We start from the raw sequence: 13,608 nt of genomic DNA, 5'->3' as shown, positions 1-13,608 counted from the left end.
CTATTTTTTAGAATCTAAAAGTGTCTGCACAATGTTTTTTTAATCCGGAATCTATACTTTCACAAGAAACTTTCCAGCTCACTTGATTTTCGGTTGTAGATAACGTTGGCTCTAACGTTATAGTTAAATCTTTTAGTGATTTTGTACCAACAACTTTAATTATTCCGTCTTTCATTTCAATATCACTGACATATTTTCCGGTCTTACTTGTTGGAATTGAAGATACGCCATTGTGACAACCTGTAAAATGCCCATTTTCAAATCCACACAGTTCGGTATGCATTTTATAAGGCACAATGAACTGCAACATGTCAGTTAGAGAAGCTTTTTGCATATAACTTTTGTAGCTCGGAATACTAATTGCGCTAAGAACTGCAATAATTGCAATTGCTACCATTATTTCCATTAGTGAAAATCCTTGTTGTTTCATCATATTTTCCATTATCGATTGAAGATAACGTGATGATGTACAAGGGTAAGAAAAAATAACAATGAGAAAATAAAATATTAGAATATTGTTCTAAATATTATTTTTATATGTTGAAAATAAAAAAAATAAATTCGAGCAATCTCACAAATAATTAGTTTGGCTATTTTTTATTGAAATAAATTTCCTAATATTAGCCATCATTTGTAAGTTTGCTTATGGCAGAAATAAATAAAAATTTATGATAGCTCATCTGGAATATATATTTGTCATATATTTTGTAAAATGTATTATTTATTTACTTTTAAGATAAAGCGTTTTTATTAGCAAAGTATTTATATTAATTGTGCAGAAAAAATCTCTATTTAGATTTTATATGTTGTAGTAACGTATTAGGTTGACGTAAATTAATAAAAAAATTTACTAGAAATATTTATACAATACTGTGGGGTAAATTTTAGTAATAAATTATTACTATAAATATTGAGGAGTTGTAATGGTACTTATCAATCATGATGTGAAGCGACGTAAGGAACAATTATTAGAACGTTTACACCAAGATATACCTGCTAATGTTACTTTCGCATTACAAGAGGATTTAGGTGGAAGTATAAATATAGAGAGTGATATTAGTGGGCAATTGTTAGCAAAAAATCAGTTGGCTTTTGCTAAAATAATTACCCGTGAAGATGGTATTTTTTGTGGAATGCGTTGGGTCGAGGAGATATTTAACCAACTTGATCAATCTGTTCAGCTTAGATGGCAGGTTAGGGATGGCGATAAAATAAAATCTGGTCAGATGCTTTGTACGATTGAGGGCGATGCCCATGTACTGTTAATCGCTGAAAGGACTACGCTTAATTTCCTCCAAACTTTATCTGGTGTTGCTACCAAAACAGCTTGTTATGTTGATATATTGCAAGGCACAGAAGTAAAGTTGTTAGATACGCGTAAGACTATACCTTGTTTAAGAACCGCGCTCAAATATGCAGTGCTTTGTGGTGGTGGTTTTAATCACAGGTTAGGCTTATTTGATGCTTATTTAATTAAAGAAAACCATATTATTGCAGCAGGTGATATTACTTCAGCAATTAAAAAAGCGCGTTTAGCGCATACAAATGTTCCTATCGAAGTTGAAGTTGAAAATATAAATGAATTAATTGAAGCAGTAGAAGCAAAAGCAGATATTGTTATGTTGGATAATTTTACTATTCCTATGATGAAAGAAGCGGTAGTGATTGCTAAGGGAAGGGTAGCTCTCGAAGTATCTGGTAATATCACGCTAAAAACATTAAAAGAGTATGCTAAGACGGGGGTAGATTATATTTCTGTTGGTGCATTAACTAAAAATATTACCGCAATAGATCTTTCTATGAGATTTAATCAGACGCTGGATGGTATTGCTAAAATATCTTAGCTATTTATTCAAGCATAATAATGAGATAGCAATTAATTTACCTTAATTCAACATTATGTAGTTAAGTATTTAGTAAGTTAACTTATATAAATATCAAGATGATATACTGACATTAATTAAACTTTCTTAATTACTGTATCTATTTTTTGAATTAAGTATTTTTTAACATCAATTCTATCAATCATTTTTACTGAAAAACATTAATATAATTTATAAAAACTTGTTGTGTTTTTAATTGCTACATTAAATATTCATTCATTAATATTGATTAATTTTTTTGATTAAATGCAAATATTAATGTTTCAGTTGATTAATTATATATATAAAAAATTAACATTGCTGCTTAAAAATAAACTGAAACTATCATTTTTTTGAATTTTTAAAAATCCTTATCAAAAAGTACAAGTTTTTTAAGGTTAAATTTAAGCTTTTATGGACAGCTGGTGAATACTTTGTTACTTTATGTACATCTAGGATAAATTGGTATTACCAATTGACTTTGGTAGTGTTAAATAAATATTTACGCAAAATATGAGTGGCCAATTGTAAATATGGTTTATAGCAAAATTCGCCAACCTAAATTATCTGATGTCATTGAACAGCGCCTTGAGCATTTAATTCTTGAAGGAATATTGCGCCCAGGAGAAAAATTGCTACCTGAACGCGAGTTGGCTAAGCAATTTGATGTTTCTCGTCCTTCTTTGCGTGAGGCGATTCAGAAGCTAGAAGCAAAAGGTTTTCTTCTTCGCCGACAGGGAGGAGGTACATTTGTCCAAACAAATTTATGGCAAAGCTTTAGTGATCCGCTTACCCAGTTATTATCTGGCCATATGGAATCACAATTTGATCTTTTGGAAACACGTCACGCACTTGAAGGTATTGCTGCTTATTATGCTGCTTTAAGAGGTACTGATGAGGATCTGGCTCGAATTAAGATAAGTCATCTACAAATTCAGGATATCCAAAAGCGTGGAGATGTTAATGCTGAAGTTGAGGCTGTTTTGCAATATCAGCTGGTTGTTACTGAAGCGGCGCATAATATCGTATTACTTCATATACTTCGTTGTATGGTTCCAATGTTAGAGCAGAATATTAGACAAAATTTTGAGTGTTTATATACACGTAAAGAAATGCATACCGCAGTAAGTAAACATAGAACTCAAATTTTTGAAGCGATTATCGCACGTGAACCTGAAAAAGCACAGGAAGCTTCACATCGTCATTTAGCATTTATTGAGGAGATTTTGCTGGACATCAGCCGTGAGCATACACGTCGTGAGCGTTCTTTACGTCGAATACAACAATACCAAAATTTAATTTAATAGTGCAGATTTTTGTTGCTGCGTCTGCATTATCACTCTGATTTATTAGAGACAAAGTTGCGGCAATAGGAACTATCTTTTGTTCTTTTTTCTGGTTTTAGTAAATATGTTCAAAAGATGGCTCAGTAACTATATTAGAAACAGATAATAGATAAGGAATAGACCATGTCAGATATGTCGAAGAATGACGTGGATCCGATCGAAACTCGCGACTGGTTACAGGCGATCGAATCGGTCATCCGTGAAGAAGGTGTTGATCGTGCTCAGTATCTTATTGATCAAGTATTACAACAAGCACGTAAGGGCGGCGTTAATATCGCAGCAGGTTCTGGAAACTGTGATTATATCAACACTATTTCCGTAGAGGATGAGCCTGATTATCCAGGCAACATGGATTTAGAGCGTCGTATTCGCTCTGCGATTCGTTGGAATGCTGTAATGGCAGTTTTACGAGCTTCTAAAAAAGATTTGGAGTTAGGTGGTCATATGGCTTCCTTCCAGTCTTCTGCGACTTTATATGAAGTCTGTTTTAATTACTTCTTCCGGGCAAAAAACAATAAAAATGGTGGAGATTTAGTTTATTTCCAAGGGCATATTTCACCTGGTATCTATGCACGTGCGTTTTTGGAAGGCCGTCTCACTGAAGAGCAAATGGACAATTTCCGGCAAGAAATTGGTGGCAAAGGTCTTTCCTCTTACCCTCATCCTAAATTGATGCCTGAGTTTTGGCAATTTCCTACCGTGTCGATGGGATTAGGTCCAATTGGTGCTATTTATCAAGCAAAATTCTTAAAATACTTGCAACACCGAGGTTTAAAGGATACCGCAGATCAGACAGTTTATGCTTTCCTTGGTGACGGTGAAATGGATGAGCCTGAATCGAAAGGTGCCATCACCATTGCGACTCGTGAAAAGTTAGATAACCTTGTTTTTGTGATCAACTGTAACTTACAACGCCTTGATGGGCCAGTTACTGGTAATGGTAAGATTGTTAATGAATTAGAAGGTATCTTTAGCGGTGCAGGATGGCAGGTTATTAAAGTTCTGTGGGGTGGCCGCTGGGATGAATTATTGCGCAAGGATACATCAGGTAAACTCATTCAGTTGATGAATGAAACTTTAGACGGTGACTATCAAACATTTAAATCTAAAGATGGCGCTTATGTTCGTGAACACTTCTTCAATCGTTATCCTGAGACAAGTTCACTCGTCAAGGATATGACCGATGATGAAATTTGGTCGTTAAACCGTGGTGGCCATGATCCGAAAAAAGTTTATGCCGCTTTTAAGCTAGCGCAAGACACCAAAGGTAAGCCAACAGTCATTTTAGCGCAAACTGTTAAAGGCTATGGCATGGGCGATACTGCTGAAGGTAAAAATATTGCCCATCAGGTGAAAAAAATGAATCTGGAAGGGGTTCGTTATTTCCGTGATCGCTTTAATGTGCCGGTAGCGGATGATCAAGTAGAAAAATTGCCTTTTGTTACTTTTAAAGAAGATTCAGATGAATATAAATATTTGCATGAACGTCGTCAGGCATTAGGCGGATATTTACCGGCACGAAATCCTACCTTTGATGAAAAATTAGATATTCCTAGCCTAGAAGATTTTAGTCAATTATTAGCTGAGCAAAATAAAGAGATCTCTACTACGATCGCATTTGTACGTGCTTTGAACGTAATGTTAAAAAATAACTCAATTAAAGATCGTCTAGTGCCAATTATTGCTGATGAAGCACGTACTTTTGGTATGGAAGGTTTATTCCGTCAGATTGGGATCTATAGTCCAAATGGACAGCAGTACACTCCTCAGGATCGGGAACAAGTTGCCTACTACAAAGAAGATGAAAAAGGTCAAATTCTTCAAGAAGGTATCAATGAATTGGGAGCGGGTGCCTCTTGGTTAGCTGCCGCTACATCATATAGTACGAATAACCTGCCAATGATCCCATTTTATATTTATTATTCCATGTTTGGCTTTCAGCGTATTGGTGATCTGCTATGGGCGGCGGGAGACCAGCAAGCGCGTGGCTTCCTGATTGGCGGGACTTCAGGGCGCACCACATTGAATGGTGAAGGTTTGCAGCATGAGGATGGGCATAGCCATATCCAGTCACTAACCATACCTAACTGTATCTCTTATGATCCAGCTTATGCTTATGAAGTTGCTGTTATTATGCACGATGGTTTAGTTCGTATGTATGGTGAGAAACAAGAAAATGTTTACTATTATATTACTACCTTGAACGAAAATTATCATATGCCAGCGATGCCTGCTGGTGTCGAGGAAGGTATTCGTAAAGGTATCTATAAACTTGAATCACTAAAAGGCAAAAAAGGCAAAGTTCAATTATTAGGATCAGGTTCAATGATGCGTCACGTCCGCGAAGCGGCAAAAATTTTGTCTAGTGAGTACGGTATTGGTTCTGATGTTTATAGTGTAACGTCATTTACCGAATTAGCTCGTGAAGGACAAGATTGTGAGCGTTGGAATATGTTACATCCATCTGATACACCTCGTGTACCTTATGTTGCTAAAATCATGAATGATGCGCCTGCGGTTGCATCAACAGATTATATGAAATTATTTGCAGAACAAATCCGCTCCTATATTCCTGCAAGTGATTATCGTGTTTTGGGTACTGATGGTTTTGGTCGTTCAGATAGCCGTGAAAACCTCCGTCATCATTTTGAGGTTGATACTTCCTATGTAGTAGTAGCGGCGTTGGGTGAATTAGTAAAACGTGGTGAAATGGATGTAAAATTGGTGGATGAAGCTATCAAAAAATACAACATCAACCCAGAAAAAATTAACCCGCGTCTGGCATAAGAGGTAAAATCAATGTCTATTGAAATTAACGTTCCTGATATTGGTGCAGATGAAGTTGAAGTTACCGAAATTATGGTAAAAGTGGGCGATAAAGTTGATGTTGAGCAATCGTTAATTACCGTAGAAGGTGAAAAGGCGTCAATGGAAGTTCCGTCACCACAGGCTGGGGTTGTGAAAGAAATTAAAGTCGCTGTTGGTGATAAAGTGGCAACCGGCAAGTTAATCATGGTTTTTGATACAGCGGAAAAAGCACCGGAAGCTAGTGCTAAAACAGCCTCCGATACAAACTCAGAGAAAGCAGATAGCAAAGATGCAGCTCGAACAAAAAGTGAATTAAAGGAAGTTATTGTACCGGATATTGGTAATGATGAAGTTGAAGTTACTGATGTAATGGTTAACGTTGGTGATAAAATTTCCTTTGAGCAATCACTAATTACTGTAGAAGGCGAAAAGGCATCGATGGAAGTGCCTGCACCGTTCGCTGGTGAAGTCAAAGAGATCAAAATTGCAAAAGGTGATAAAGTTAAAACTGGTTCTCTTATTATGATTTTTGCAGTTGATGCCACCGTAGCTTCGCCAACTGCCAGTGCAGAAGTTAGCAGTGCTGAAACAGCAACGAAATCTGCAACCCTATCTACTGAAGCGCCTCAAGTCTCATCTACTGCAAGGGTAAGTGGTATTTCTGAGACTAAGAATGAATTTATCGAAAATGATGCGTATGTGCATGCAACACCGCTTATTCGCCGTTTAGCGCGTGAATTTGGTATCAATTTGGCTAAGGTAAACGGAACTGGGCGTAAAGGTCGCATTCTGCGTGAAGACGTTCAGGCTTATGTGAAAGAAGCGATAAAACGTTCTGAAGCTGGAGCGGCAACAGCGGGTGGCTTGCCAGGCATGCTACCATGGCCAAAAGTTGATTTTAGTAAATTTGGTGAAGTTGAAGAAGTTGAACTCGGTCGCATTCAAAAGATATCTAGTGCTAATTTGAGTCGTAACTGGGTAATGATCCCGCATGTGACCGTAATGGAAGATGCTGATATTACCGAAGTAGAAGCTTTCCGTAAGCAGCAAAATAAAGAGATGGAAAAGTTGCAAACGGGGATAAAAATTACACCGTTAGTTTTTGTCATGAAAGCGGTGGCTCGAGCATTAGAGGAAATGCCTCGTTTCAATAGTTCGATTTCTGAGGATGCTCAGCGTTTAACATTAAAAAAATATGTTCATATTGGTATCGCCGTTGATACACCAAATGGTTTAGTGGTGCCTGTTATTCGTGATGTTAATAAGAAAGGCATTATCGAGCTTTCAAAAGAATTGATGGAAGTATCGAAAAAAGCGCGTGCCGGCAAGTTGACTGCGTCTGATATGCAAGGTGGCAGCTTTACCATTTCTAGCTTAGGTGGTATTGGTACAACGAGTTTTACACCCATTATTAATGCGCCAGAAGTGGCTATTATGGGGCTATCTCGCTCATCAATAAAACCAGTATGGAATGGTAGTGAATTTATTTCTCGTCTGATGTTACCTATGTCACTTTCCTTTGATCATCGTGTTATTGATGGAGCAGATGGAGCGCGTTTCGTCACTCGTATTGCACAGTTAATGAGTGATATTCGCCGTTTGGTTATGTGATTTATAGACCGGCAGAATGTCGGTCTATTTTATTATTAGTAGTTACAGAATTTTTTCTATTTCATCCTATAGGTTGAGAGTTCTATCACGTTCGAGTGCTTTCAAGAATGTTAACAATTCTGTAAACTGCCTGTAGTACACACGTCTCGGTGGTTATAAATTTTTTCGTCTGACCCGCCGGACAACAAAAGTAAGAGGTCATGATGAGTACTGAAATTAAAACCCAAGTAGTGGTTCTAGGTGCGGGCCCTGCGGGTTATTCAGCAGCTTTTCGCTGTGCAGATCTGGGTTTAGAAACAGTTTTAGTCGAGCGTTATGCAACATTAGGCGGTGTTTGTCTCAATGTTGGTTGTATTCCTTCCAAAGCATTATTACATGTTGCAAAAGTTATTGAGGAAGCCAAGGCCTTGGCGGCACATGGGATCGTATTTGGTGAACCGAAAACCGATATCGATAAAGTAAGGTTGTGGAAAGAAAAAGTGATTGGTCAATTGACAACGGGTCTAGCAGGAATGGCAAAAGCCCGTAAAGTTAAAGTTGTTAATGGCTTAGGTAAATTTACCGGCGCTAATACACTGGTCGTTGAAGGAGAAAAAGAAGTAACGACGATAAACTTTGACAATGCCATTATTGCAGCAGGTTCACGTCCGATCCAACTTCCATTTATTCCACATGATGATCCGCGTGTGTGGGATTCTACTGATGCTCTACAACTAAAAAAAGTTCCCAAACGTATGTTAGTTATGGGCGGAGGTATCATCGGTTTAGAAATGGGTACGGTTTATCATGCATTAGGATCGGAAATTGATGTTGTGGAAATGTTCGACCAGGTTATCCCGGCAGCCGATAAGGATATTGTTAAACTTTTTACTAAACAGATAAGTAAGAAGTTTAATTTAATGCTTGAGACTAAAGTGACTGCGGTTGAAGCTAAAAAAGATGGCATCTATGTCACAATGGAAGGCAAAAAGGCGCCGGCAAAACCACAGCGCTATGATGCAGTTTTAGTGGCAATTGGTCGTGTACCCAATGGTAAATTGATTGATGCGGGTAGAGCGGGAGTAGAAGTGGATGAGCGCGGTTTTATCCACACAGACAAACAAATGCGTACCAATGTGCCCCATATTTATGCGATTGGTGACATTGTTGGTCAACCCATGTTGGCCCATAAAGGTGTCCATGAAGGTCATGTGGCAGCTGAAGTGATTTCTGGTTTGAAACACTATTTTGATCCAAAAGTTATCCCTTCAATTGCTTATACTGAGCCTGAGGTTGCCTGGGTTGGTTTGACGGAAAAAGAAGCTAAAGAAAAAGGTATTAGTTATGAAGTGGCCACTTTCCCATGGGCTGCTTCTGGTCGTGCTATCGCATCTGATTGTTCAGAGGGTATGACTAAGCTTATTTTTGATAAAGAAACTCATCGTGTTATTGGTGGAGCGGTCGTTGGTGTTAATGGTGGTGAATTACTCGGTGAAATTGGTTTAGCGATTGAAATGGGCTGTGATGCAGAAGATATTGCATTGACCATTCATGCTCACCCTACATTATACGAGTCAATTGGTATGGCTGCTGAAGTATTTGAAGGAAGTATTACTGATTTACCTAATCCTAAGGCGAAGAAAAAATAATTTATTTTTATTTCAATAAAATAAATTTGTTGTGAAGATTATTTGATTTTTTACTAGCTCCTTTATTTGATTTAAATAAGGGAGCTATTTTTTTGATTGAAAAGTAAGATTAATCGTTTATTCAATTGAAAAGTTTGTGATTTAATAAAATTAACTAGTTATTACAAATTATTATAAAAAACAAACTATTTTTGCTATTAATAGATAAATTTTTTTACGTAAAATAGGAATAAGATAGGATAAAGAATGTATCAATATATATTGATCTTGATGAATGTTGGAGGTATGTAAATAAATTAACAGTATAATTAAATTCTGTTATTCTGGATGTTCCATACTGGGCATAATTGATAAATGTAAAATTATGTTAAGCCAATTCCTCTGACCAGGCACTTTATTTTCTATTTGAGATATTGATAGCCAGGTATATAAATTAAAATCAATTGAGGAGAACGTCGTGCTAAAAGAGTACCGTGAGCACGTAGCTGAACGTGCGGCACAAGGAATAATACCTAAGCCACTGAATGCTACCCAAGTTGCTAAGTTAGTTGAATTAATAAAAAACCCGCCTGAAACTGAAGAAAATTTTCTATTGGATCTGTTAAGTAATCGTATTCCTCCTGGTGTTGATGAAGCCGCTTATGTAAAAGCTGACTTCTTGGCTGCTATCGCAAAAGGAAAAACATATTCCCCCTTACTTACCCCAACAAAAGCGATAGAGTTATTAGGTACTATGCAGGGTGGTTATAATATCTATCCATTAATTGATGTGTTGGATGATGAACAATTGGCACCAATAGCAGCCAAAGCCTTATCCCATACTTTATTAATGTTTGATAACTTCTATGATGTAGAACAAAAAGCAAACATGGGCAACCCATATGCGCGTCAAGTGTTATGCTCATGGGCAAATGCCGAATGGTTTCTTGAGCGACCTGCATTAGCAGAAAAACTAACTATAACTGTCTTTAAGGTAACAGGGGAAACGAATACTGATGATTTATCACCAGCACCCGATGCTTGGTCACGACCCGATATTCCGCTACATGCACAAGCAATGCTTAAAAATGCCCGTGATGGCATTATACCCGATGAGCTTGGTGTTATTGGGCCCATCAAGCAGATTGAAACATTGAATAAAAAAAGTTTTCCCTTAGCTTATGTGGGTGATGTTGTCGGTACAGGCTCTTCACGAAAATCAGCAGCCAATTCAGTAATATGGTTTATGGGCAAAGACATTCCTTTTGTACCTAATAAACGTAATGGTGGCGTTGTGTTGGGCGGAAAAATTGCGCCAATATTTTTTAATACCATGCAAGATGCGGGCGCCCTGCCGATTGAAGTTGATGTGACTTCACTTAATATGGGAGATGTAATTGATATTTATCCCTATAAAGGAGAAATCCGCAGTCATGCCACTAATGCTTTATTAGCAACCTTTGCGTTAAAAACTGAAGTTTTACTTGATGAAGTTCGAGCAGGCGGGCGGATTGCGTTGATTATCGGTCGCGGACTGACAGCAAAAGCGCGAGAGTCTTTGGGCTTGCCTAACAGCGAAGTATTTCGTCAGGCAAAATCAGTTATACAAAGTGATCGAGGTTTTACCCTAGCACAAAAAATGGTTGGTCGTGCTTGTAATAAGCTTGGAATTCGCCCTGGCGAATATTGTGAACCTAAGATGACATCGGTTGGCTCGCAGGATACTACTGGGCCAATGACACGAGATGAACTTAAAGATTTAGCTTGTTTAGGTTTTTCAGCCGATTTGGTTATGCAGTCATTTTGTCATACCGCTGCTTATCCAAAGCCTATCGATGTGACAACTCATGATACTTTACCTGATTTTGTTATGGATCGAGGCGGAGTTTCTTTGCGTCCCGGTGATGGCATTATTCATTCTTGGTTAAATCGCATGTTGCTGCCAGATACAGTAGGAACGGGAGGGGATTCACACACGCGTTTTCCTATCGGTATTTCATTCCCGGCAGGCTCCGGTTTAGTTGCTTTTGCTGCGGCGACGGGAGTTATGCCTTTAGATATGCCTGAATCGGTATTAGTCCGCTTTAAAGGTCAGATGCAGCCGGGTATCACATTACGCGATTTAGTTCATGCGATCCCATACTATGCTATTGAGCAGGGATTATTAACAGTCGAAAAGCAAGGTAAAAAAAATATTTTTTCCGGTCGAATATTGGAAATTGAAGGTTTACCACAATTAAAAGTTGAACAAGCGTTTGAATTAGCAGATGCCTCGGCGGAACGATCAGCAGCGGGCTGTACTATCAAGTTAGATAAACAACCGATTATCGAATATTTACAATCTAATATTGTATTATTGAAATGGATGATTGCTGAGGGATATGGTGATCGCCGTACTCTCGAACGTCGCATTAATTCAATGAATAAATGGTTGGCTGATCCGCAATTATTAACGGCAGATACCGATGCAGATTATGCAGCTATCATTGAAATTAATTTAAATGAAATAATCGAACCCATTTTATGTGCGCCGAATGATCCTGATGATGCGCGTTTATTATCTTCAGTGGCACATGAAAAAATTGATGAAGTTTTCATTGGCTCTTGTATGACAAATATTGGCCATTTCCGTGCAGCAGGTGAGCTTTTAGAGCAATATAAAGGGCAAATTCCCACTCGCTTATGGATTGCTCCGCCGACGAAAATGGATGCGACCAAGTTAATCGAAGAAGGTTATTATAATATTTTTGGTAAAAGTGGTGCACGAATTGAAATTCCTGGTTGTTCACTCTGTATGGGTAATCAGGCACGTGTGATGGATGGCGCAACCGTGGTTTCGACCTCTACCCGTAATTTTCCTAATCGATTAGGAACAGGCGCCAAAGTTTTTCTTGCATCAGCAGAGCTTGCAGCGGTAGCTTCATTATTGGGCTATTTACCAACAGTGGAGGAGTATTTGCAATTTATAAATGGCATGGGTAATAATAGCCAAAATATTTATCAATACTTAAATTTTGACTTACTACCTCAATATACCGATAAAGCAGATACAATAATTTTTCAGTCTGCAGTTTAAAACAATGACTTTTCTTATACCCTATTTCTTACTATAAGTAATCAGAAATAAGGTATAAGATTTAGATTATTCTATTTTGCTATCTAAAGTTTTATGCCCGCTTTAACAGTTATATCTATTACTTATTACTTATGTAGTTGCTAATTTTCCAGGCAATGTCAGGTTAGATAGCTTAAAGTGAATTAAAAAAGCGATCAAAATTTGCTTTTATATAAGTAAGTTGTGCATTAAATGCAGTTTTAACCAGATCTTTTTGACAGCTATTAAGATTTTCTTTTTTCAATTTAAAAAAAGAATCTTGCATTAATTGAACTGTTACATCACATGATTTTTGGAATGCTGTTATAGCGTTATTTTTACCAGTGTTAGCCGCTTCAATGACGAGTTTTTCAAAAATAAGATCGGCTATGTCACGAATATTCTGAATCTCTTCATTATTAATTTTACCATCCTTATAGGCTTCGTTTATATATACTTCATTTATAACTTTATATAATCTATTATTAATTTCTTTTGTATCCATAATTTAGATCCTTTTATAAAATGATATATTCCATATAGTAAATAATAGTCATTTAGCCATTTCACGAAAAAATAGTTTTTCACACACTTAATTAAAGCTTACACATTAAGAAGTATAGCTACAACAAAACATGGTTATAAATTCTCTTAAATATGGCACTGTGGTATAGAATAAGCTAAGCTGGGCCCAGTTATTGGTAACAGGTCATTGCTTACTAATCTTCACTTTTCAGTGAATACTTCTATAAATAACTTCGCATTTATATTATTGCAAAAATAAAGTATTTTATTTTAATTATTAATATCTTGAGCTGTTAAATGACGAATAAAAGTTGCACAAGAGTAAAAGGATGAGGATGCGATATGGATTATGAATTTCAGCAGGATGTCACTGGCCATGTCATTGCTCGATTTTCAATGGATCATGAAGCAATTGGTTACTGGTTAAACGAGGAAATTAAAGGAGATTTATGTCAGTTAGAACAGATACAGGCAGGTTATCATTCTATTAAAGGTAGTGGTCGTCAATGGAAAAAAATTGGGCGTGAATACACATTGTTCATGGATGATGAGGAAATCATGATCCGAGCTAACCAGTTACATTTTCAGACGGAAGATTTAGAAGAAGGGATGTGTTATTACGATAGTGAGAGTATTGCATTTTGTGGTTTAGATGATTTTATTAACATGCTGGAAAACTATCGTAACTTTTTTTATCAAATAGCATCAAGTAAAGGGTGACAAAATGGCTATTTTATTTTGTCAATTTCATATCT

9 protein-coding genes are annotated in these 13,608 nt (G+C 37.0%); 7 read left to right on the top strand and 2 right to left on the bottom strand.

Annotated elements, in window-relative coordinates; translation table 11 throughout:
- Nucleotides 1-7: 7 nt before the first annotated feature.
- A complete protein-coding gene (ppdD, locus tag ArsFIN_RS14865; protein ID WP_026821784.1) occupies nucleotides 8-433 on the bottom strand; it encodes a prepilin peptidase-dependent pilin in 426 nt (141 codons plus the stop codon).
- Nucleotides 434-923: 490 nt separating this feature from the next.
- On the opposite strand from ppdD, the gene nadC reads away from it, so the two are divergent.
- From nadC to acnB, 6 genes are all read left to right on the top strand, one after another.
- The gene (nadC, locus tag ArsFIN_RS14860) at nucleotides 924-1,844 is read left to right on the top strand and encodes a carboxylating nicotinate-nucleotide diphosphorylase (RefSeq protein ID WP_026821785.1); all 921 of its coding nucleotides are present in this window, start codon (nucleotides 924-926) and stop codon (nucleotides 1,842-1,844) included.
- Between the two features lie 551 nt (nucleotides 1,845-2,395).
- Nucleotides 2,396-3,166, top strand: coding sequence for a pyruvate dehydrogenase complex transcriptional repressor PdhR (pdhR, locus tag ArsFIN_RS14855; protein WP_026821786.1), 771 nt, complete (start codon nucleotides 2,396-2,398; stop codon nucleotides 3,164-3,166).
- Nucleotides 3,167-3,331: 165 nt separating this feature from the next.
- Nucleotides 3,332-5,995: a pyruvate dehydrogenase (acetyl-transferring), homodimeric type gene (gene aceE, locus ArsFIN_RS14850; RefSeq protein ID WP_026821787.1), complete on the top strand. Its 2,664-nt coding sequence runs from the start codon at nucleotides 3,332-3,334 to the stop codon at nucleotides 5,993-5,995.
- A 12-nt stretch (nucleotides 5,996-6,007) separates the two neighbouring features.
- Complete coding sequence (aceF, locus tag ArsFIN_RS14845) at nucleotides 6,008-7,627, top strand: pyruvate dehydrogenase complex dihydrolipoyllysine-residue acetyltransferase (RefSeq protein WP_026821788.1); 1,620 nt, start codon at nucleotides 6,008-6,010, stop codon at nucleotides 7,625-7,627.
- Between the two features lie 203 nt (nucleotides 7,628-7,830).
- Entirely contained in the window at nucleotides 7,831-9,255 is a 1,425-nt protein-coding gene (gene lpdA, locus ArsFIN_RS14840) for a dihydrolipoyl dehydrogenase (RefSeq protein ID WP_026821789.1), read from the top strand.
- Between the two features lie 457 nt (nucleotides 9,256-9,712).
- Nucleotides 9,713-12,310: a bifunctional aconitate hydratase 2/2-methylisocitrate dehydratase gene (gene acnB / locus ArsFIN_RS14835; RefSeq protein WP_026821790.1), complete on the top strand. Its 2,598-nt coding sequence runs from the start codon at nucleotides 9,713-9,715 to the stop codon at nucleotides 12,308-12,310.
- Nucleotides 12,311-12,482: 172 nt separating this feature from the next.
- Here the strand turns inward: acnB and ArsFIN_RS14830 are convergent, their stop codons facing one another.
- Nucleotides 12,483-12,833: a hypothetical protein gene (locus ArsFIN_RS14830; RefSeq protein WP_026821791.1), complete on the bottom strand. Its 351-nt coding sequence runs from the start codon at nucleotides 12,831-12,833 to the stop codon at nucleotides 12,483-12,485.
- A gap of 362 nt (nucleotides 12,834-13,195) precedes the next feature.
- Between ArsFIN_RS14830 and ArsFIN_RS14825 the strand changes: the two genes are divergently transcribed.
- On the top strand, nucleotides 13,196-13,573 hold the full coding sequence (locus tag ArsFIN_RS14825; protein WP_026821792.1) for a YacL family protein: 378 nt from the start codon (nucleotides 13,196-13,198) through the stop codon (nucleotides 13,571-13,573).
- Nucleotides 13,574-13,608: the final 35 nt, after the last annotated feature.

The organism is Arsenophonus nasoniae (assembly GCF_004768525.1).
GTDB classification, from domain to species: domain Bacteria; phylum Pseudomonadota; class Gammaproteobacteria; order Enterobacterales; family Enterobacteriaceae; genus Arsenophonus; species Arsenophonus nasoniae.
The sequence above is the reverse complement of the archived record's forward strand: the minus strand, read 5'-3'. Positions and strand labels throughout refer to the sequence as shown.

Bases quoted from the DNA above. Each gene is read 5' to 3' on its own strand.
- ppdD (WP_026821784.1), bottom strand. From the start codon at position 433: ATGATGAAACAACAAGGATTTTCACTAATGGAAATAATGGTAGCAATT.
- nadC (WP_026821785.1), top strand. From the start codon at position 924: ATGGTACTTATCAATCATGATGTGAAGCGACGTAAGGAACAATTATTA.
- pdhR (WP_026821786.1), top strand. From the start codon at position 2,396: ATGGTTTATAGCAAAATTCGCCAACCTAAATTATCTGATGTCATTGAA.
- aceE (WP_026821787.1), top strand. From the start codon at position 3,332: ATGTCAGATATGTCGAAGAATGACGTGGATCCGATCGAAACTCGCGAC.
- aceF (WP_026821788.1), top strand. From the start codon at position 6,008: ATGTCTATTGAAATTAACGTTCCTGATATTGGTGCAGATGAAGTTGAA.
- lpdA (WP_026821789.1), top strand. From the start codon at position 7,831: ATGAGTACTGAAATTAAAACCCAAGTAGTGGTTCTAGGTGCGGGCCCT.
- ArsFIN_RS14830 (WP_026821791.1), bottom strand. From the start codon at position 12,833: ATGGATACAAAAGAAATTAATAATAGATTATATAAAGTTATAAATGAA.
- ArsFIN_RS14825 (WP_026821792.1), top strand. From the start codon at position 13,196: ATGGATTATGAATTTCAGCAGGATGTCACTGGCCATGTCATTGCTCGA.